This window comes from Marinobacterium lutimaris (genome assembly GCF_900108065.1).
GTDB classification, from domain to species: Bacteria; Pseudomonadota; Gammaproteobacteria; order Pseudomonadales; family Balneatricaceae; genus Marinobacterium_D; species Marinobacterium_D lutimaris.
This window is the reverse complement of record NZ_FNVQ01000002.1, coordinates 78282-98998: the sequence shown is the minus strand read 5'-3', so window position 1 is coordinate 98998 and position 20717 is coordinate 78282. Positions and strand designations below refer to the sequence as shown.

Genomic DNA, 20717 nt, shown 5'->3' with positions numbered 1-20717 from the left:
AATACATTGACCTTACAGGGGATTATGCCGCCAACCAAGGCTGGCCAATATCCCGTCAGGGTAAATATTGGCCAGCGCCTGGCGGGACTGGGATCGGGAGAGCTTAGATATATTCCAGGGTTTTCTGCTCGATCAGCGGTTCAGCCTTGAGCTCCTGGGGCTGTTTGCGTGCCGACGGAAACAGCAGGTAGGCCAGCGCCGGCAGCAGGATCAGTGCACCGACCATGTTCCAGATGAACATGAAGGCCAGCAGGATACCCATATCTGCCTGGAACTTGATCGGCGAGAAGATCCAGGTACCTACACCGATCGCCAGGGTCACGCCGGTGAGCATCACCACCTTGCCGGTGAGCAGCAGGGCGCGGTAGTAAGCCTGGGACAGGCTCTCGCCCTGGCGCAGCTGGGCCAGCACGATGCTCATCACATAGAGCGCGTAGTCGACACCTATGCCCACACCCAGTGCAATCACCGGCAGGGTCGCCACTTTCAGGCCGATATCCAGGCTGACCATCAGCGCTTCACAGAGGATCGAGGTGAGCATCAGCGGGAGCACCGCACAGACCACCGCTCGCCAGGAACGGAAGGTGACCATGCAGAGAATAATCACGGCGGAGTAAACCCAGATCAGCATATCCTGGTTGGCGTCTTCCACCACGATGTTGGTGGCAGCTTCGATACCGGCGTTACCGGCAGCCAGCAGGAAGGTAGCGTCTTCGCTGTTATTGGCGGCGGCAAAGTCTTCCACCCAGTCAACAACGCGGGTCAGGGTGTCGGCCTTGTGATCGGCCAGGTAGGCGTACTGGGTCAGCAGGCTGCAGGCGTCGTTGTAGAGGCCGCGGGGCGCACTGGCGGTGATCATGTTCAGCGTGGCCTGGTTGTTGAGCAGCTCGTACCAGCTCGGGTTTCCTTCCGACAGGCCCACCAGCACGCGGCGGTTCAGCATCGCCAGGGAGTTGGTGGATTCCACGCCGGGCAGGGATTGCAGCTGCCAGTCCAGATCGTCCACCAGCTTCAGCGCTTCATACTGGGAGCAGCCGTTGGCCGGTGTTTCCACCATGATAGCGAAGACGTCGCTGCTGGCGCCGTAGTTGGAGGTGATGAAAGCGTTATCGCGGTTATAGCGGGAGTCTGCACGTAGCTCCGGTGCACCGGCATCCAGGTCGCCGACCTTCAGGTTCTGGCCGATAAAGTGGCCGCCCACCGCCATCAGCGCCGCAACGCCAATGCAGATAAAGGCCCATTTTTTAGCGGTGAACAGGTCTAGGAAACGCCAAACCGGGTGACGGGCACTGCCCTCCTTGTCTTCCTGCATCGCATGCAGACTGCGGGCGGCGGCTTTCGGGCTTACGCCGAGGTAAGAGAGCATGACGGGCAGCAATACCAGGTTGGTGAAGATCAGCATCGCCACACCGATACTGGCGGTAACGGCCAGATCCTGGATCACCGGGATATCGATAAACATCAGCACGGTAAAGCCCACCGCATCACTGAGCAGCGCGGTAAGGCCGGCCACAAACAGGCGACGGAAGGTCTGGCGGGCCGCCACGAACTGGTGCATGCCGCGGCCGATATCCTGCATGACGCCGTTCATCTTCTGGGCGCCGTGGCTGATGCCGATGGCAAATACCAGGAAGGGAACAAGCACGGAGTAGGGGTCCAGGGCATAGCCCAGCAGCGGCAACAGGCCCAGCTGCCAGATCACGGCGGTCAGTGAGCAGAGCATCACCAGCAGGGTGCTCTTGAGACAGCGGGTGTACCAGAACAGCACGATACCGGTGATGGCGATGGCAAGGGCAAAGAAGGCGAGGATCTGTTTCAGGCCGTCGATCAGATCACCCACAACCTTGGCAAAGCCGGTGATATGGATGCTGATGCTGTCGCTCTGATGAGCCGAGCGCAGGGATTCCAGCTGTTCGGAGAGCTGGGTGTAATCCAGCGGCGTACCGTCGGCGGTGGTTTCCAGCAGCGGCACGAAGATGATGCTGGAGCGCTGATCAAAGGCCACCAGCTGGCCGATCTCGCGGGAGCGCTCCACGTTGCGGCGCAGGTCTTCCAGGCTGTCGGGGGAGCCGTCATAGCCATCGGGAATCACCGGGCCGCCATCGAGGCCATACTCGGTCACGCCGACCCAGCGGGTGGACGGCGTCCACAGCGATTTCATCTGCGCGCGGTCGACACCGGGAAGCAGGTAGATTTCGTCGTTCAGCTGGCGCAGGGTGGCCTGGTAATCCTTGTCATAGATGTCGCCGGACTTGTTGGCCACGGCGATACGCACGGCGTTACCCAGACCTGCAAGCTCATCCTGATGTTTGCGGTAGTTCTCGATAAACGGGTGGCTCCCCGGAATCATCTTGTCGAAGCTGGAGTTGAAGTTCAGCCCCTGCAGCTGCCAGCCCAGCAATACGGTGACCAGCAGGCAGATTGAGATGATCAGCGGGCGGTGGTTGAAGATCGCGCGTTCAAGCAGCGAACCCGACTTGGTATCGAAATCTTTCATCTTTTTATTCTGTTCGGTTGGTTGCATTGGGGCTTACTCCGCAGCCGCTTTGCGTTGGGTATCCAGCACGCTGGGGCCGTTAAAGCCGATACCGACGAGCTTGCCATTGGCGGCGCGTACCAGATCGGTCAGCGGTTGATGTGCATCGGCGAAAGGGATCAGTCGTCCGTCATCCAGCAGTCGCAGGATATGGCCACCCTGGTTGGCAAACAGGTAGCCGCCATCACCATCAAGGGCGGCGTTGATCGATACCGGGATCGGGTTGGACAGCGGCTCAAAGGTGTAACCGGTATCGCGGGACTCCAGCACCGTGCCGCGCAGGCCGCCGACGAGTACTTCCGCAGGGGAGGGGGTCAGCAGTGTAAACAGGCTGCCCGGGTAGCCCACATCGATCTTGTCGAAGTGCTTGCCACCATCCAGCGAGCGGATAAACAGGCCCTGTTCACCGGCCAGGTAGAGCGAGTCGCCGTTTTGGGTGATGGCGTAGATATGCGCGCCCCAGTCATTGGGCAGATCGCCGATCAGCGAGCTCCAGGTTTCGCCGCCATCGCTGGTACGAAACGCCAGGCCATAGGCGCCGCCGATGATGCCGTGCTGGCGGTCGCTGAAATAGAGCGACAGGAAAGGTTTGTCCGGGCCATCCTGGGCCAGCAGTTCAGCGTTACTCAGGCGCTGTTCGTCATCGGAGCGCTCTGCTGCATTGAGCTCGATCTCGATGGCCTCGTTGCCGTCCAGCTGCAGCTTCCAGCTTTCACCGCCATCCTGTGTCGCCAGCACCACGCCGGCATGACCGATGGCCCAGCCGTACTGGTCATCCACAAACTGCACATCGGTCAGCGTCACACTCACGGGAACACTGACCTGGCGCCAGTTATCGCCGTTATCATCGGAGAGCAGGATCACGCCACGCTCACCCACGGCGACCAGTCGCTCGCCGGCTTCGGCCAGCCCGAGCAGTACCGCGCGTTGGGCGATGGGCGTCATCCGTGCGGGTTGCTGGAGCACTGTTGCGGTGGTGGCCTGGGCCGGAGATGGCGCAAGCAGCGCTGCCGCTAGAGTGCTGACCAGCAGCGCGTTTATGGGAGCGGCCCTGGACAGCGGTGCAGTGAATGCCGCCAAGCCGGTCTTCAGGCGTGAAAGGGGAGAGAGCTCACTCATGACTGCTGACCTCGGGTGGGATGTTCTTCTGGAGAACAGGTCGGCAGATCTGTTGGGTATATGCTGCTTCATTATTGTTCTCCAGCATTTGATTCTTGTTGTTAAGCCTTGTGGGCTTTGCCGTCACTGAGTGCGGCGGTTATCAACATACTTGGGTTGTTATTGATTCGTCTAATCGATAATTAAGAGATTAGGTATCCGTATTATCGATATATATACCGATAAAACAGATGCCGGCTTGGCCGGCATCTGTCTTCGGAGGTGGGGGCGATTCAGCGGCTGTAACTACTCGCTGGCCTGTTCCGCGGCGATCATCTTGTCGAGTACGCGGCGGGCGCGCACGGCGGCGGCATCGCCCACCAACAGGATCGGCTTCATATCCCAGAATTCGTTATCGCCCATCATATTCTGCTGGGCTTCCAGCATCGGCAGATCTTCGGTGCTGAACGGCACATCCAGGCCCGAGACCTGCTGTTCGGCGATTGCGGCGCCCTGTTCACCCATCTCTACCGGCATCGGGAAGGCGAACCAGTAGTGGGTGGTTTTGTCGGTTTCCGGGCTAAACAGGTGCGGCAGCGGAGTTTGCGTGCCATCACTGCGGGGCGCTCCGGTGGGCGTAGCGCCGGCCATCAGCAGCATGTTGGCGGGTGCATCCCAGCGCACATCGGTCCAGCGATCAACCGGCGTGCCGTGGGGGATGCCCATGGCGGCGTAAAGGAAGTCCGGCATGATTTCGTTGACGGTCTGGCGGAATGACCAGACGGTGTTTTCGTTCTGCTCGATGCTGGTGATCGCCTGGCTGACATGGTCGCTGCCCAGGGTGCTGGGGTGCAGGAACTGGATATGCGACAGGTCGAGAATATTGTCTGACTCCAGCACGTAGTTGGCCTTGGCATGCAGGTAGCGCTTGGCAACATAGAAGCGTTCCGGATCCAGGCAGGAGAAGTCCGGGATCAGCGCCTCGTCGGCGGCTTCCTTGTCACCCATCCAGATCCAGATCAGGCTGTACTTTTCCACGACCGGATAGGCTTCCACCTTGGCCGCGCGCGGGATTTTGCCATCGCCGTGCGGGTTCTTGCTGCAGGCACCACTGCCGTCGAACTCCAGGCCGTGATAAGCGCACTGGACGGTGTTACCGCAGTGGCGGCCCATGGAAAGCGGTGCGAAACGGTGCGGACAGCGGTTGTGGATCGCCTGGATCTTGCCGCTCTCATCACGAAAAAACAGCACCGGTGTGTTGAGAAGTGTGCGGGTGAACAGGCCTTCAGCGGGGACTTCGTTATCCCAGCCGGCTACGTACCAGGTGTTTTTAAGAAACGGCATCTTATTATTATCCTCATCTATGGATGTTATTCTTTTAAATGTGAGCAGTGCTTACATTAGTATTGTGGATTCAGCTGGTCAAACGGATAAGTATGAAAAAAACCGATACCTACCATCACGGAAACCTGCGTCAGGCGCTGATCGCTACCGCCTTTGAGGTAGTGCAGCAGCAGGGGCAGGAAGCACTCTCTCTGCGTGAACTGGCGACAACGCTGAACGTATCCCGGGGCGCACCGTACCGGCATTTCCCGGACCGGGACTCACTCCTCGCGGCGGTGGCGACCGAAGGCTTCGTGATGATGGGAGCGCTGCTGGAACCGCTGGAAAACAGCAGCGATAGCAGCCTGTCCATCAGCGGAGTGGGGCAGGCATTTCTTGAGTTTGCCGAGGGCTATCCGCTGCTGTTCCAGCTGATGTTCGATACTCATCTGATGGCGCAGGCAGTGCCCGGCAGTGAGCTGGGAGAGGCCGTGGAGGCGGTGTATAGCCGTGTCAGCGTACTGGTGAAAACTCTGCTGGGGATCGACGATGAGGGGCAGTTGAAACAGCAGATGGTGGCGATGTGGTCGACGCTTTATGGCTATGCGCATCTGCGTCATGCCGAAATGCTAAAGCCCTATATGGTGGCCGGTGTGGGCAAAGAGGAGATGGAGCGTGCGGTATTAGAGACAGCTTTTTCCTTTTCTGGCCGTGCACTTTAGCGGGTGGCTCTTTTGCTGGACCTGAATCAATGGGAATCGCTATCCTGTCATCAGAAAATTAGTAGTATCTGAAGTGACTCATTGATCTGGAAGCAGGCCCGTTATGAAAAATAAATTGCTTTTAATTGCCGCTGTTACACTTCTTCCGCTTTCCGTGGCGCAGGCCGAAATCACCATCTCCACCGACAAGATGGAGATCAGCAAGGACTGCATCAAGCTCGAAGGTGACAATGTCCAGGTGAAGTCGGATGACTGCAGCTCAGGTAAGTTCGACAAGGGTGACCATGAGAACCGCAGCGTGCATGGTGATGACAACCCAGGTCAGGGCCACGACAAAGACAAGAAGCACAAAAAGTAAGTAATGCCTACCAAGGGCTCTCTTCAGGAGGGCCCTTTTTAGTTGTCTGAAAGAAGCTGGTTGATGGGCTGTTTGATAGGGCCGTCTGATAAAGCCTGGCGCGGCCATTACCGGTCGAAAAAGAACCGGCTGCAGGTCATCAAGACCCTGTGAACGGGCTCTGTAGCACGTTCACCTTCACCGGCTGTTTCCAAAGAGAGGTTGTCCGTTAGTCTGTCATCGGGCTCCCTCTCGACACGAGCCAAAAGCAGTTGGCTACAAAACCACCGCACCCGTTCAGGTTAGACAAGCTGAGGATCCTTGGGTAATCCTAAGTGGCGATGGGTTGTATCTGCGCAGCGGATGGAAGCGCTAGTCGACATGCACACGAAAAATACCCGATCAGGAGCCTTTCCTGACCGGGTATCCGTTATCCAGTAGCTAGAACCTAGAACCTAGAACCTGGAGTGTCGCGAGACTCTAGGTTAGAACTGCATCTCAGGCACGTGATCGGGCACAATCAGGCGGCCCGCGGTTTTCTCACGGATCTCTTCAACGCTGACGCCGGGCGCGCGCTCCTTGAGGATAAAGGCGCCGTCTTCGATCTCCAGCCAGGCCAGGTCGGTTAGTACCCTGGTGATACAGCCGGCACCGGTCAGCGGCAGGCTACAGCTCTCCAGTAGTTTGGATTCACCGCTTTTGGAGGCGTGGGTCATGGTGACGATAATATTATCCGCACCGGCCACCAGATCCATGGCGCCGCCCATGCCTTTCACCAGCTTGCCGGGAATCATCCAGGAAGCGATGTTGCCGCTGACGTCCACTTCAAATGCACCGAGTACGGTCAGATCCACATGGCCGCCGCGGATCATGCCGAAGGATTCGGCCGAGGAGAAAATCGACGCGCCGGGGATGGTAGTCACCGTCTGTTTGCCAGCGTTGATCATATCGGCATCCACTTCTTCTTCGGTGGGGAAGGCGCCCATGCCGAGAAGCCCGTTCTCGGATTGCAGCATCACCTCCATCCCGTCCGGGACGTAATTGGCTACCAGCGTCGGAATGCCGATGCCGAGATTAACGTAGAAACCATCCTGAAGTTCGCGCGCCACGCGCATAGCCATCTGTTCACGGGAAAGAGCCATAACAGCCTCCATGTTCGTGAGAAATTATTATTCGATTAAGTAGATCAGGCAGTGCGCAGGGTGCGTTTTTCGATGCGCTTCTCGAAGCTGCCCTGGATCACACGATCCACATAGATACCGGGAGTGTGGATCTCGCTCGGGCTCAGCTCGCCGGGTTCGACGATTTCCTCGACCTCAACCACGGTGATCTTCCCTGCGGTGGCCACCATCGGGTTGAAGTTCTGGGCGGTGTGGCGGTAAACCACGTTGCCGTAACGGTCTGCCTTCCAGCCTTTGACGATGGCGAAGTCGCCGCGGATCGATTCCTCAAGAATATGTGGGCGGCCGTTAAACTCACGCACCTCCTTGCCTTCACCGACCGGCGTGCCATAGCCGGTGGCGGTGTAAAACGCGGGGATACCGGCGCCGCCGGCGCGGATCTTCTCGGCCAGGGTGCCCTGGGGTGTCAGCTCAACCTCAAGCTCGCCCTCGAGCAGCTGCTTTTCGAACAGAGCGTTTTCGCCGACGTAAGAGGCGATCATCTTGCGGATCTGGTGATCTTCCAGAAGGATACCGAGGCCAAAACCATCGACTCCGCAGTTGTTGGAAACCACCGTCAGATCGCGGACGCGCATCCGTTTGATCTGCGCGATCAGGTTTTCCGGGATGCCGCAGAGACCGAAGCCCCCGGCGATCAGGGTCATGCCGTTATCGAGTCCTGCCATCGCTTCTTCGTAGCAGCTCACCACCTTGTCGAAACCAGCCATAGGGTTTCCTCCAGCGTTGTTGTTATCTGTATGTGTGAGTAGTTATGAGCTGTAGATTGCGTTAGAACGATTGATAAATTAATTTTGTTTTTTATTTTTATTAATTTGTAATAGTTATTAATCTTCGAGGCGAACCATGACGGTAAAACAGCTGCGTGCTTTTCTGGCGGTGGCTCGAACGCTGAACTTTGCCGAGGCGAGCGAGCTGGTGCACCTGTCGCAGCCGGCACTGAGCCTCGCCATCAAAAAGCTGGAAGAGAGTCTGGGCGGGCCTCTGCTGACCCGCACCACCCGCAATGTAGCGCTGACCCCGGAAGGGGAGGCGCTGTATGAACGGGGCGAGCGACTGCTGGCGGACTGGGACAACCTGGAGGAGGAGCTGCACCAGCGCTTTACCCTGCAGCGGGGCAAGGTAGCCATCGCGGCGATGCCATCCTTCGCTGCGTCACTACTGCCACTCGGGTTGCTGGCGTATCGCGATGATTACCCTGGCGTGAATGTCGAGGTGCACGATGTGATCGCCGAGCGGGTGGTTGATATGGTGCGTGAACACCGCATCGAAGTGGGGATCACCTTCGATCCTGGCAGCAGCGAGGATCTGCGCTTTCAGCCGCTGTTTGAGGATGAATTTATCGCCGTGCTGCCCGCCGATCATCCCTGTGGCAGGGACGGCTCCATCAGCTGGACTGATCTGCTTAAGTCTGACTTTATCACCCTTCAGCGCCCATCACGGCTGCGTTCGCTGATCGAACGACGGCTCGCTGAACAGGGGCTCAATCTGAACGTCGCCTATGATGCTCATCAACTGGTGACCGTCGGAAGAATGGTGGTTACAGGGTTGGGTGTCGGGGCTGTACCCAAGTTGTGCCGGCAGCAGATGGAAGAGCTGGGCGCTCGTTGCCTTGAGTTGACCGAACCCAGAGTATCCCGGCGCGTGGGCATTGTGACCCGGCGACGGGATCGACTGTCGGCAGCAGCTCAGGCTTTTGTTGAGGTGATAGTGCAGCAGTTCCAGGAAGGAGGCATTGCTAAAAGGTCGACGTTGTCCTAGATCTTCGGGGGCTGCTTGGCGGCTACATTTAGGGCATTGAGTAGCCAATGGCAAACAAGTCTTATCTGCATTAGCCCTTTTTTGAATTTAGTGTCTATGAATGGCAGCATTAGCGATAACAATCTTCGGTGAAATTGTCGCTATTTGTCTCCTTTTTTTACATATATCTCGCTTTTTATTAGAACTTGTTGAATTGTCATTAGGAGTAGCTAACCTCAGGTAAAAGCTTAATCAGGATCTGACAGGCATCGTTCGATGCAGCTGTCGTGCAGGGGGTGAAAGCATTGATGCAAACGCCGGCTGATCAGCCTCAGGATGAGTCCCTGCAGTCGGGTCGATCCGGCTATGGCATCCTTGATCAGGCGCTTTGGTCCCGCTTCCGCGATGCTGCCGATGCGCAATCTTTCCTTACCGTCTGGCTCGCGCTGCAGTGCCGCCAGCTCGGCGCAAACGCCGCGGGCACGCTACTGATGGGCGAGCCCGATATAGGCCCCTTTACCCCCGTTGCTATCTGGCCCGATACCGGCAATGAAGACCCGGTGATGATAGAGGCTGCCCAGCAGTCGGTACAGCAGCGTCGTGGCGTGGTGCTTGGTGAGGAGGGGAAAGAGCGCATTTTGGCTCATCCGCTCACCGTGCAGGGGCGTCTTTACGGTGTTATCGCCGTGCGCGTCACCGATGCATCACTACAGACCACCGACCTGTTCCGCCGCTTGCAATGGGGCGCTGGCTGGATGGAGGTACTGACCCTGCGAGAGCAGGCGGAGCTGGATGCTGAGCTCAGAGAACGCAGCGCCACCGCCTTCGATACCCTCGCTACCCTTCTTGAACACGCCCGTTTCGATGAAGCTTGTAACGCGCTGGTGGGTGACCTTGCCAGCCGCCTGAACTGCGATACGGTCAGCGTTGGTTTTGTGCGTTATCGCCGCTGCCGGGTCAAGGCGCTGTCCCTCAGTGCAGGCTTTGGGCAAAGAATGAGTCTGATCCGCGATATCGGTACCGCCATGGATGAGGCGATAGACCAGAACGCGGCAATTCTCTATCCGCCACCACCCGAGTGGGAGTATCGCGTTACCCGTGCTCACGCGGAACTGGCGGAAAGCCGCAAGGCCGGCGCGATACTGACATTGCCGCTGCAGTCCAAGGGTGAGCTGATCGGGGCGCTGACCTTCGAGCGCACCCGGGGCGAAAGTTTCAGCCCCGATGAGGTCGAGGTGTGCGATGCGGTGGCGGCTGTGGTCGGTCCTATTCTGGATGACCGCCGCGCCAACGACCGGGCTCTGGCGGTAAAGATCTTTATCAGCCTGACCACTCAGCTCAAACGCCTGCTCGGCCCTGGTTACTTCGGCCGCAAACTGGCAACGCTGGTGGTGATCGCGCTGATCGCCTTTTTCTCTTTTGCCAAGGATGACTACTCGGTATCGGCGCCGGCGCTGCTGCAGGGCACCGTGCAGCGCACCCTGGTGGCGCCCTTTGGCGGTTATCTCGCTGCGCAATATGCCCGCGCCGGTGATCTGGTGGAAAACGGCCAGGTATTGGCGGCGCTGGACGATCGGGACCTGACGCTGGAGCGGCTGCGCCTTATCACCGCAGAACGCCAGAGTCAGGCGGAGTATGACCGTGCCCTGGCCGAGGGCAACCGTGCCGAAGCGAATATCATCCGCGCCCAGATCGACCAGGCTCAGGCTCAGCTGTCACTGATCGATGAACAGCTGTCCCGCACCCGGATCCTGGCGCCGTTCGACGGCATCGTGGTCAGTGGTGATCTGAGCCAGTCGGTGGGTATCTCGCTGGAGCGCGGGCAGGAGCTGTTCCAGATCGCACCGCTGGATTCCTATCGCGTGGTGCTGGAGGTGGACGAGCGCGATATCCAGAATATCCAGCCGCAGCAGCAGGGAATTCTGCGTGTGTCGGCCATGCCGGAGACTGAGCTTCCCTACCAGGTTGAGCGCATTACGCCGATGGCGATGCAGCAGGAAGGGCGCAACTTTTTCCGGGTCGAGGCGCAGCTGAGTACTGAAAACAGCGACCTGCGTCCCGGTATGGAAGGGGTGGCCCGGACCGATATCGACAGGCGTCTGTTGATCCGGATCTGGGGTGAAAAAACACTCAACTGGATACAGCTGGCGCTCTGGCGCTGGTTACCTTGAGGCGGGGGCGAGAGAGTCGATGACCCGTTCCTGGTATAGCAGCTCCTGGTACAGAGTGGCCCAGTTCAAACCCCGTCTGCGCTCCCACGCCAATATCTACCGGCACCATTTTCGCGGTTCTCTCTGGTACGTGTTGCAGGATCGTACGTCAGGACGTTTCCACCGCTTTACGCCGGAGGTCTATCAGGTTATCTCGCTGATGGATGGCGGTCGCAGCGTGGAACAGATCTGGGAGCTGGTGTGTGAACGCCTGGATGCGGACGCCATTACCCAGGATGAGATGATCAGCCTACTGGGCAAGCTCTATTCCGCCGATGTCCTCTATGGTGATGTGCCGCCGGATATCGTCGAGTTATCTGATCGTGGCCGCAAGATGAAGCGCCAGAAGCTGGTGCGTAGCGTGCTCAACCCGCTGGCGCTCAGGCTTCCGGTGTTCGATCCGGACGATTTTCTGGCGGCAACCCTGCCGCTGGTGCGGCCGTTTATCTCCTGGTTTGGCGCGCTGCTGTTTTTCGCCGTGGTGATCTACGCCGGTACTCTGGTCGCACTGCACTGGGAAGAGCTGACGGCCAACGTGGTCGACCGGGTGCTGGCCACTGAGAACCTGCTGTTGCTGTTGCTGGCCTATCCGATTACCAAGGCGCTGCATGAGCTCGGGCACGCCTATGTGATTAAGCGCTGGGGCGGAGATGTGCACGAAATCGGCATCATGTTCCTGGTGTTTATGCCGGTGCCCTACGTGGATGCCTCAGACAGTATCGCTTTTCACAGCAAGTGGCAGCGGGCGCTGGTGGCGGGCGCCGGCATCCTCACGGAGATTTTCCTCGCCGCGCTGGCGATGATGGTCTGGGCTTCGGCAGAAGAGGGGATCATCCGCGCCTTTGCCTTTAACGTGATGTTGATCGGTGGTGTATCCACGCTCCTGTTCAACGGTAATCCGCTGCTCAAATTCGATGGCTATTACGTGGCTTGCGACCTGCTGGAGATTCCCAATCTGGCACCGCGCGCCAACCGCTATCTGGGGTACCTGATTCAGCGTTACGCCTTCGGGCTTACCGATACGGAATCGCCGGTAACTGCGCCGCGAGAGGGCTTCTGGTTTTTTATCTACTCGATCTCCTCTTTCCTTTACCGGCTGTTTATCACCTTCGCCATCATTGTGCTGCTGGTCTCAATGGAGTTGTTTGCCGTGGGCGTGGCGCTGGCGATCTGGGCGGTCTTCCTGATGCTGGTGCTGCCGCTGCTCAAGCAGGCCTGGTTCCTCCTGACCAGCCCGATGCTGAGGCGCAAACGCGGCCGTGCCCTGGGGGCGACTGCGGCGGTGCTGCTGGGCATTCTGACCCTGCTGTTTTTCATCCCCTTGCCCTACAACACACTGGCCCAGGGCTATGTGGCTACCGATTCTGAAGCGGTTGTTAATGCCGGCGCAGACGGTGTGGTGGCCGAGCTGCTGGTACCGCCCGGAGCGACAGTACAGCCAGGTACACCGCTGATAAGGCTTGAAGACCCGCTGCAACCGGCGCAGTTAAAAATGCTGGAGGCGCGTATCGCTGAACTGGAACTGAGGCTCCAGGCGGAGCTGCAGTCGGATCAGGCGGCTGCCAGGGTGGTCAGTGAAGAGCTGAAGCAGGCCAGGGCTAACCTGGATGCGGCGCGGATCAAGGCGGAAGAGCTGGTGGTCAGAAGCGCCACCGAAGGACGGGTGATCCTGCCGGAATACAACGACCTGGTTGGCCGCTTTATCCGCCGCGGCGATGCTCTGGCCTATGTGGCGAGCTTTGAGAATCCGGTGATACGGGTGGTGGTCGAAGAGAACAGCGCAGACCTGGTGCGCCGCGATACCGAAGCGATGAGTGTGCGCTTTGCCGGCTTCCCGGAAACCGAGTATCCGGCCCGTATCGAGCGTTATGAGCCGGCGCTGTCCACCGAACTGCCAAGCCTGGTGCTGGCCACCGAAGGCGGCGGCGAGATCCCCCTGGACCCAGCCCAGCCGGGGCGTCTGCGGGCGCTGGAAAGTGTTTTACGGCTGGATCTCAGGTTAAACGAGGCACCCGCCGTCGCCACCTATGGCGATCGCGTTTATGTCAGATTCTCCCACGGTAGCGAGCCGGTAGCGGCGCGTCTTTACCGGGGGGCAATGCAGGTTTTCTTACGCTACTTTAGCGTGTGAAAGTGCGACCCTTTGCTTCGATATCAGGCGAAGGTAATACAAAAAGGAGAGTGACCATGGCTACACAACTGCTGTTTTACAACACTGCTGTACCCGTTAGTCAGGAGAAGCATAAAGACCTGTCGGTTAAGACGGGGAACTCCTACGCCTTCTCCAAGGAGGTTAACTCAGTGCCGCTCACCGCTGTTGAGTTCTCACTGGCTGCTGCCGAGTATCCGATCGTGTTCGCCGGTAACGAAGAATCGGTGATGCCGGCGGTGATTCTTGGCGCCCGTGAAAACGAAAACCTGTTTGTGGGTGAGGATGGCTTATGGAAGGGTAAATATATCCCGGCTTTCGTGCGCCGTTACCCGTTTGTATTTTCCAGCGACAAGTCCGGCAAGCAGTTCATCCTCAATATCGATGAAGGTTTTGAAGGTGTTAACGGCGAAGGCCGCGGCGAGCGTCTGTTTGATTCCGACGGTACCCAGACCCAGTATCTGAAAAACGTACTCAACTTTCTGCAGGAGTATCAGGCCCACTTCCAACGCACCCAGGCTTACTGCAAGCGCCTGAAAGAGCTGGACCTGCTGCAGCCGATGCAGGCGCAGTTCAACCTGGCTGAGGGTGAAAAACGCTCCCTGTCCGGCTTTCAGGTGGTTAACCGCGAGAAGCTGAAAGAGATCGGTCAGGAAGATCTGGCGAAAATGATGAAAACCGATGAGCTGGAGTGCACCTTCATGCATCTCTACTCGCTGCGCCACTTCAACGACATGGTCGGCCTGATGGCGGCAAGCAAGCCGGCGGCGGAAGCCGAGTCTCTGCTCACCGATGAAGCCGCAGGACCTTCGGCTACGGTGCAGTAACGAGGGCTGCCTGTGACTGCAAAAGTGTCACAGCCCGCGCTTCTTCCCGAGGTGCGTCTTTCGTACAGTGCGGAAAGGGATGACCGCGCTGACGACTGGGAAGACCGCTTATCCCTGGCGGTGGCTTCCGTTCCCGTGCGGGTCTGGAGCCAGACCTACAGCCGCAGGGCGAGATCCGCGTTGGCGCGGATTAACCGTTTAGAACCCCGATTACAAAGTCTTGATGCCAACGGCCTGGCCGTGGAAGTCGAGAACACCCGAATGAATTTACGCCGCGACGGTATCCGCTCGCGCGCCATCTATCCCGCCTTTGCACTGATTCGTGAGCTTTGCCGCCGTCATCTCGGCATGCGGCACCATGATGTGCAGTTGCTGGGCGGCCTGGCCATGCTGCATGGGCGATTGGCAGAGATGGATACCGGCGAGGGCAAAACCCTGACCGCAGCCCTGGCGGCGGCCAGCGCAGCGCTGGCAGGAATTCCCGTCCATGTGGTGACAGTGAACGACTATCTGGCAGAACGCGACGCCCAAAGCCTTGAGCCTCTTTACACTGCGCTCGGTTTGCGCGTTGCGGTGATTAAGGGCGGTATGGAGCGGCCCGAGCGTCGCCAGGCATACGCCACCGAGATCGTCTACTGCTCCAACAAGGAGCTGGTGTTTGATTACCTGCGTGACCGCGTCACCCTGGCGGGCAAGCCGAGCGATATGCGGCGCCGTGTCCGCAATCTGCTGGGCGCAGAGAGCCCCGAGAGCGGGCTGGTGATGCGAGGCCTGCATTTTGCCATCGTCGATGAAGCCGACAGCGTGTTGGTCGATGAGGCCAAGACCCCGCTGATTATCTCGCGCCAGAGCGACGTTGAAGCGGAGAAGGCCTGGGCGGGCGAGGCGCTGAGACTGGCTGCGGAGCTGGAGCAACCCCTGCATTATCGCCTGCGTGCCAGCGAGCGTCGTATTGAGCTGACCCGGCAGGGGCGTGATTACCTGGAGGAGGCAGCCCGCGACCTTGGCGGGATCTGGGAAAGCCGTATCCGGCGCGAAGAATCGGTGCGCCAGGCGCTGTCGGCGCAGCTTCTGTTCAAGCGTGGCGACCACTACCTGGTGCTGGAGGGCAAGGTTCAGATCGTCGATGAGTACACCGGTCGCATTCAGCCGGATCGCTCCTGGTCGGATGGTCTGCATCAGTTGATCGAAGTGAAGGAAGAGGTCGAGGTCACGCCGCGTAACGAGGTGATGGCGCGCATCACCTACCAGCGTTTTTTCCGTCGCTACCTGACCCTGTCCGGTATGAGTGGCACGGCGCGGGAGGTGCGTAAAGAGCTCTGGAACGTTTACCGCCTGCCGGTGGTGCGTATCCCGCCTAACTCGCCCTCGCTGATGCGCAGGCTGCCTGCCCGAGTGGTTGATTCAGCGGAGCAGAAGTGGACTCAGGTCGCCGAACGGGCCGACCAGGAGCGTCTGGCCGGGCGCCCTGTTCTTATCGGTACACGTTCGGTGGCCGCGTCCCAGACAGTCAGTGAGCGGCTGACAGATTTGGGGCTGGAACATGCGGTACTTAACGCCGAAAACGATGCCGAGGAGGCGCAGATTATCGCCCGTGCAGGAGAGCCCGGCTGCATCACCGTAGCCACGAATATGGCCGGTAGGGGGGTGGATATCTCGTTGCCTGAGGAGGTGGTTGAGCGCGGTGGCCTGCATGTGATTTTGACGGAGCGGCACGACTCGGCGCGGATCGATCGACAGCTTGAAGGGCGCTGTGCCCGCCGTGGGCAACCCGGCAGCTGCGAAGCGATCCTGTCTATGGAAGACGCTTTGCTTGAAATGTTCAATGAAAGTTTTTCACTTTCACTCACTCGCCTCTCAGCATCCGACTCCATGCGTCTGAAATTATTACGTAAGGCACAGAAACGGGCCGAAGCCTCCCATGCCCGCACCAGGCGTGACTTGCTGCGCCAGGACCAGAAACTGGTCAACCTGCTCGCCTTTGCTGGCGGGTTGGAGTGATGCAGATAAGTAACATCTTTTTGGTGCCAACTGTTCGCGTTATTAGCGCTGACTAATTTTCGTGTTGTTAATTTGATACAGATAAAACCATGCGTCTGTCATGGTTTTCATACACCTGTTTAAGTGTGCAGGAAATATACAAAACTCTGTTCTAATCTGCCGACCTAAGCGTCGCTTTAGACAGCGTCAGGAGTCAGGTTGATCTGCTCGGTAACGGATTGGTAGCAGGACCATTTGGCATATTCGATGGATTGATCAGTGTTGCGCAGTTGCTCACGTTTGTAGATGGAGCACGACACCGAATCGACCCAAGCCCATATAGGGTTGGAGGATGCAATGGCACATCCGTTCGGTAGGCAGAAAGAGCCTAAGGGAAGTCGTTTTTTAAATAATGTAATTCCGGCGTTTAAACCCAAGTTTCGTTCCGGATTGTTCCCTACACTGTCCTGGCTATCAGGCAGGACCCGACATCAGTTCTTCGGTCGCAATAGTCGCGTCGGCAACCAGATCCAGCGGAAGGCGTGGATCAACAGGTTCCAGCGTCCGGTGACCGTATCCGCGGTCAAGCTCGAAGCGATCGAGCCGCGTTATCTCCTCTCCGCCGATCTTATTCCGCTCAGTTCCGATGCGTCCTCCACAGACGGCGAAGCCTTCACGCTGCGCTATGACGATGAGGCACAGCTCTACCAGATCTACGATGACGACACCGGTGAGCTGGTTGATTCGCGCTCCCTGCAGGACATCAACGAGATCAAGGTCACAGGTACTGCCGGTTCAGACCGACTGACCATCGATGTCTCGAACGGATTCCTGAACGGTCTTGCGATCGACTTCGATGGCGGGGGCGGGGATGACTCCCTGATATTGACGGGATGGGGGCCTGAGCAGTCGGTGCTCAGGGCACTGAGTGAAACCAGCGGTGTTATCGCCCAAACGGCCGGTCTTGAGACCGGCCTGATCAGTTTCAGCGGTGTCGAAACCGTGGAGGATGGCAGCGCCGTTGCTGTGCGCGCTTTCATCAACGATACCGGCTCCGGCCAGGCGATCCGCATTTGGGATTCCGCCGCCAACGATGACTTTATCGATATCGACGCCGGAGGCACTTCAGCTTTCGGCACCTACCGCCTTGGACTGGCGGGTGAACTCGATCTGGAAGGTTCCGCAGCCAACGACACCTTCTACATCGATGCGGTGGATGCCGATGCGGCAGGCCTGATCAATATCCTTGGCAAGGAGGGCATGGATACGCTGGTAGGCCCCTCCGAAAACACCATCTGGACCATCGACGGCGCCGATGCCGGTAATGTGGCCGGCGTATTCTTTGACTCCATCGAAAACCTGCAGGGGCAGGCCGATAACGAGGATTACTTCATCGTCACCGCCAGCGGCTCGCTGACCGGCGTGATGGATGGCGGCGAGGGCGGCTTTGACAGTATGGAGCTGTCGGGTGGTATCTATGACAGTGTGAGCTATACCGCCTTCGATGCGCATTCCGGGACCGTTGAGCGTGACAGCGACTTACTTGTATATGCGGGGCTGGAGCCGATCACCGATAACTCAGATACCGTCAACCGAGTTATTGACCTCTCAGAGTTCTCGGATACCGCAACGCTGTCCGAGTCTGCAGGCACGTTTACGGTTGGCGACACCGATCCCTTTGGCATCTTTACTTTTGAATCGATCGACTTTGCCAAGCCTACAGGGAGCCTGACGATCAATCTGGGAGAGGATGAGGGGACTCCTTTCCTTTCCCGAGATCAGTTGACCATCACTGATATTGACCTGACCGGTATCGATCTGATCATCAACGGTCAGGCGGGTGTGGATGAGGTTATTATCAGCGGTACGGTGCAGGTTGACGATCTGACCATTCATGCCGAAGAGATCTCTGTATCGGGCACGATTACCGCTACCGGTGATATCGTAATGAATGCCGAAGCGCAGCAAACGGGTGCTGTCGACGCTGCGGGCAACTATCTCGGCGGTATTCTGCAGGGGCTTTACATCGCCACGCCGAAAGCCAGCATTGACTTGACCGGCGCGACGATCACGGCGTTGGATGGCAGTGTTAGCCTGATCTCCAGTGCCACCGCGAATCCCCTGAATGTGTCTCCCAGCGATCTTGCTGGAGCTTTGGATCTCTCTTTACTGACGTTGCTTCCCACCGCGGAAGTTCTCTTCTCCACAACCACAGTCAGCGCTGCCAGCCTGACGGCAACCTCCACCGTTAATGTTCAGGCCTCTTTTCTTGATGCAGCCACCGGTGATGACGATGACACCGATGTCGATGCAGCAGTTTCGGTGGTGGTGGTCGTTTCCAAAGCTGAGACTGGTGTTACTGATTCCACACTTAATGTGGCGGGAGATCTTTCTCTGGGTTCAGCGACCAACCTGAACCTGGTCAGCACCGCTGATGGTTCGGGTGGTACCGCCGGTGCAACTGTGGCGGTGACTGAAGTCCAGGCGACTACGCGCACTTTCTTGACGGGTGCATCCAGTATCGCAGGTGTCGGCGGTGACAACCCGGATACCGTAACGCTTGCGGCTGCTCTTAACAGTTTCGTATCGACCTCCGCCACCTCCACCGCGGGCGGCGCGGACAGTTCAGCGGGCGGAGACAACGAATCCGAAGAGCGTCTCGCGGACCCGAACCAGGATGGCGATAGCAGTGATAAGGCGGAAACCAGCAGTGGTGATGTGACTCTGGCTGCGGCTGTTGTGGTTTCCGATTATCGTCCGGTTACCGAGGTCTATTCGGATATCTCGGGTTCGGTGGTTACCGATGGGGCATTGTTGATGTCTGCAGCGGCCACTGAAACAGTGCTTGCCGAGGCCAGTGGCATCAACACCGGCGATGCAGGGACCGGTGTCGGTGTTGCTGTTGCACTTGGCATTGTTGATGTAACTACGGCTGCCAGATTAGGAGGCAACGGCAGTTACGATGCTTCCGGGGTGACCCTGTCCGCAACGCTTACGGCAGATTCGACTTACAGCGTCACGGCTGTTTCCGGATCTGGCGACAGCAGCAAGACCGGCGTGGCAGGATCTCTGGCCATCGGGATTTTGACCACCCGCGTTGAGGCTCTGGTTGAAGACGGCGCGCTGCTTGATCTCAATGGGAGCGACCTTACGCTGCTCGCTTTCAGTGCCACCAGCGCAGTAACGCATGCGACGCCGGATGGAGACGGCGCTACGGCGGCTGATCTTGGTGTCGGTATCTCCGTTGCTCTGTATGTGGGTAGTAATGAGACGACTGCAGCAGTTGGCGATACCGCAGTACTCAATAATGTGGATAACCTGACCCTGACCGCGACCGCCAGTCATGATGACGACACCCTGGCGGAAGCAGGGGGCGAAGGCGGCGAGGGTGTTGGCATTGGCGGTGCTATCGCTATCGCGGTCGTCGATAACACAACCACCGCACAGGTGGGCAGTGGCAGCGCTATCGAGCTGGATGGCGAACTCAGTGCCAGTGCCCTGCATCATGGCGGCAGCTCTATTATTGCTGATGGCGCCGCACTGGGTGGCGATACGGCTATAGGAGCAGCCCTGGCGTTCGGCTTTGTTAACAACAGAGCGGTTGCAACCAGCAAACGCAACGTTACTGCCACCGGAGTCAGTCTGACCGCTGCAACCGATGGAGCATCGAATGTAGATGCCTTCGCTTCTTCTCAGGGGGAAAGTGACGGCGCAGCAGCAGACGCAGATAGCCAGAAAGATGCACAGACCGGTTTTGCCAACGACAAGTCTGGTAAAACGGGCACGGCTAATGAAGTTGGTACCGATCAGACCGCCACCGGGGAGGGCGGTTCATCTGTCGGTGTCGCGGCGGCTTTGGCTCTTAACGTTTCCACTGCCCTTGCTGATACCTCCTTAAGAGGCGTCGCGATCAGCGGCGATCTAGTGCTGGATTCCAGCAACAATATGGAAGCGACAGCGAGCGCTGATGGCTCTGCCACCGATGGCGATACGGGGATCGGTGTGGCAGTCGCGATCAATGTGGCAACGATGGAAAACCTGGCGCTGGTGGACAGTACCTCCAGCGTCACTGGTGGCCTGAGCGCATCAGCAACGATGAAAGAGGTGGACGGCGATACCGTTCATACCTTTGGCGCTGAAGCGCTTTCCGGTGCCTCTGCCTCTGATACCGGCGTCGCCGGTTCTTTCGCGCTCAATGTGGTCGACAGCGATACCCAGGCTTCATTGCAGGGCAGCGTTGCCGCAGGCACCGATGATGTTAGCTTGAGCGCTACTTCCAACAGCGAAGCCACCGCCTTGGCCACGGCTGAAGCAGAAGGCAACACCGGCGCGGGCGTGTCTATTGCGATCAATGTGACCGACCAGTTGGCGGAAGCCAAGTTGGCTGATAACGCGACGCTGACGGGCGGTAATGACCTGACTCTGAGTGCGACCGGAAGTCATTACAACACCACGCTGGCAGAGGGCGGTGGTCAGAGTGAGGCGGACACTGGCGTAGGTGGTAGCTTGGCTATTACCGTCGCAGACCACCTGACTGATGCGTCTATCGGTACCGGCGATCCTCTGAGCCTGGATGGAGACCTTAGCGCTACCGCGACTCACCATGGCACCACACTC

At 58.4% G+C, this 20717-nt stretch carries 13 protein-coding genes (1 of these 13 only partly in view); 8 read left to right on the top strand and 5 right to left on the bottom strand.

Features of this window, described 5'->3' with window-relative positions; translation table 11 throughout:
* Positions 1 to 103 precede the first annotated feature (103 nt).
* From C4S72_RS10965 to C4S72_RS10955, 3 genes are all read right to left on the bottom strand, one after another.
* A complete protein-coding gene (locus C4S72_RS10965) occupies positions 104 to 2497 on the bottom strand; it encodes an efflux RND transporter permease subunit (protein ID WP_235009124.1) in 2394 nt (797 codons plus the stop codon).
* A gap of 33 nt (positions 2498 to 2530) precedes the next feature.
* Entirely contained in the window at positions 2531 to 3655 is a 1125-nt protein-coding gene (locus C4S72_RS10960) for a WD40/YVTN/BNR-like repeat-containing protein (RefSeq protein ID WP_104003166.1), read from the bottom strand.
* 285 nt (positions 3656 to 3940) lie between these two features.
* The gene (locus C4S72_RS10955) at positions 3941 to 4978 is read right to left on the bottom strand and encodes an aromatic ring-hydroxylating dioxygenase subunit alpha (RefSeq protein ID WP_104003165.1); all 1038 of its coding nucleotides are present in this window, start codon (positions 4976 to 4978) and stop codon (positions 3941 to 3943) included.
* A 92-nt stretch (positions 4979 to 5070) separates the two neighbouring features.
* Here C4S72_RS10955 and C4S72_RS10950 point away from each other — a divergent pair, with 92 nt between their 5' ends.
* Positions 5071 to 5679 (top strand): TetR/AcrR family transcriptional regulator, encoded by a 609-nt coding sequence (locus tag C4S72_RS10950; protein ID WP_104003164.1) that lies wholly within the window; start codon positions 5071 to 5073, stop codon positions 5677 to 5679.
* Between the two features lie 103 nt (positions 5680 to 5782).
* The gene (locus tag C4S72_RS10945) at positions 5783 to 6037 is read left to right on the top strand and encodes a CG2 omega domain protein (RefSeq protein WP_104003163.1); all 255 of its coding nucleotides are present in this window, start codon (positions 5783 to 5785) and stop codon (positions 6035 to 6037) included.
* Between the two features lie 464 nt (positions 6038 to 6501).
* Here C4S72_RS10945 and C4S72_RS10940 read toward each other — a convergent pair whose 3' ends face one another.
* Both C4S72_RS10940 and C4S72_RS10935 read right to left on the bottom strand, forming a co-directional pair.
* Positions 6502 to 7158 carry a CoA transferase subunit B gene (locus tag C4S72_RS10940; RefSeq protein ID WP_104003162.1) on the bottom strand — a complete coding sequence of 219 codons (657 nt, stop codon included), beginning with the start codon at positions 7156 to 7158 and terminating at the stop codon, positions 6502 to 6504.
* A gap of 44 nt (positions 7159 to 7202) precedes the next feature.
* Positions 7203 to 7904 (bottom strand): CoA transferase subunit A, encoded by a 702-nt coding sequence (locus C4S72_RS10935; protein WP_104003161.1) that lies wholly within the window; start codon positions 7902 to 7904, stop codon positions 7203 to 7205.
* Between the two features lie 136 nt (positions 7905 to 8040).
* Here C4S72_RS10935 and C4S72_RS10930 point away from each other — a divergent pair, with 136 nt between their 5' ends.
* The 6 genes from C4S72_RS10930 to C4S72_RS10905 all read left to right on the top strand — a co-directional run.
* The gene (locus C4S72_RS10930) at positions 8041 to 8955 is read left to right on the top strand and encodes a LysR family transcriptional regulator (RefSeq protein WP_104003160.1); all 915 of its coding nucleotides are present in this window, start codon (positions 8041 to 8043) and stop codon (positions 8953 to 8955) included.
* Positions 8956 to 9242: 287 nt separating this feature from the next.
* On the top strand, positions 9243 to 11105 hold the full coding sequence (locus C4S72_RS10925; RefSeq protein WP_104003159.1) for an HlyD family efflux transporter periplasmic adaptor subunit: 1863 nt from the start codon (positions 9243 to 9245) through the stop codon (positions 11103 to 11105).
* A 19-nt stretch (positions 11106 to 11124) separates the two neighbouring features.
* Positions 11125 to 13275 carry an efflux RND transporter periplasmic adaptor subunit gene (locus tag C4S72_RS10920; RefSeq protein ID WP_104003158.1) on the top strand — a complete coding sequence of 717 codons (2151 nt, stop codon included), beginning with the start codon at positions 11125 to 11127 and terminating at the stop codon, positions 13273 to 13275.
* Positions 13276 to 13331: 56 nt separating this feature from the next.
* Complete coding sequence (locus tag C4S72_RS10915) at positions 13332 to 14120, top strand: SapC family protein (RefSeq protein WP_104003157.1); 789 nt, start codon at positions 13332 to 13334, stop codon at positions 14118 to 14120.
* Between the two features lie 12 nt (positions 14121 to 14132).
* The gene (locus C4S72_RS10910) at positions 14133 to 16121 is read left to right on the top strand and encodes a preprotein translocase subunit SecA (protein WP_200826750.1); all 1989 of its coding nucleotides are present in this window, start codon (positions 14133 to 14135) and stop codon (positions 16119 to 16121) included.
* Positions 16122 to 16667: 546 nt separating this feature from the next.
* Positions 16668 to 20717, top strand: partial view of an LEPR-XLL domain-containing protein gene (locus tag C4S72_RS10905; protein WP_160115501.1) — the start only. The gene runs 26424 nt beyond the window's last position; only the first 4050 of its 30474 coding nucleotides appear in the window; the start codon lies at positions 16668 to 16670; its stop codon lies beyond the right edge, outside the window.

Excerpts from the sequence above, each read along its gene's own strand:
- C4S72_RS10965 (WP_235009124.1), bottom strand. The coding sequence starts at position 2,497 with ATGAAAGATTTCGATACCAAGTCGGGTTCGCTGCTTGAACGCGCGATC.
- C4S72_RS10960 (WP_104003166.1), bottom strand. The coding sequence starts at position 3,655 with ATGAGTGAGCTCTCTCCCCTTTCACGCCTGAAGACCGGCTTGGCGGCA.
- C4S72_RS10955 (WP_104003165.1), bottom strand. The coding sequence starts at position 4,978 with ATGCCGTTTCTTAAAAACACCTGGTACGTAGCCGGCTGGGATAACGAA.
- C4S72_RS10950 (WP_104003164.1), top strand. The coding sequence starts at position 5,071 with ATGAAAAAAACCGATACCTACCATCACGGAAACCTGCGTCAGGCGCTG.
- C4S72_RS10945 (WP_104003163.1), top strand. The coding sequence starts at position 5,783 with ATGAAAAATAAATTGCTTTTAATTGCCGCTGTTACACTTCTTCCGCTT.
- C4S72_RS10940 (WP_104003162.1), bottom strand. The coding sequence starts at position 7,158 with ATGGCTCTTTCCCGTGAACAGATGGCTATGCGCGTGGCGCGCGAACTT.
- C4S72_RS10935 (WP_104003161.1), bottom strand. The coding sequence starts at position 7,904 with ATGGCTGGTTTCGACAAGGTGGTGAGCTGCTACGAAGAAGCGATGGCA.
- C4S72_RS10930 (WP_104003160.1), top strand. The coding sequence starts at position 8,041 with ATGACGGTAAAACAGCTGCGTGCTTTTCTGGCGGTGGCTCGAACGCTG.
- C4S72_RS10925 (WP_104003159.1), top strand. The coding sequence starts at position 9,243 with ATGCAAACGCCGGCTGATCAGCCTCAGGATGAGTCCCTGCAGTCGGGT.
- C4S72_RS10920 (WP_104003158.1), top strand. The coding sequence starts at position 11,125 with ATGACCCGTTCCTGGTATAGCAGCTCCTGGTACAGAGTGGCCCAGTTC.
- C4S72_RS10915 (WP_104003157.1), top strand. The coding sequence starts at position 13,332 with ATGGCTACACAACTGCTGTTTTACAACACTGCTGTACCCGTTAGTCAG.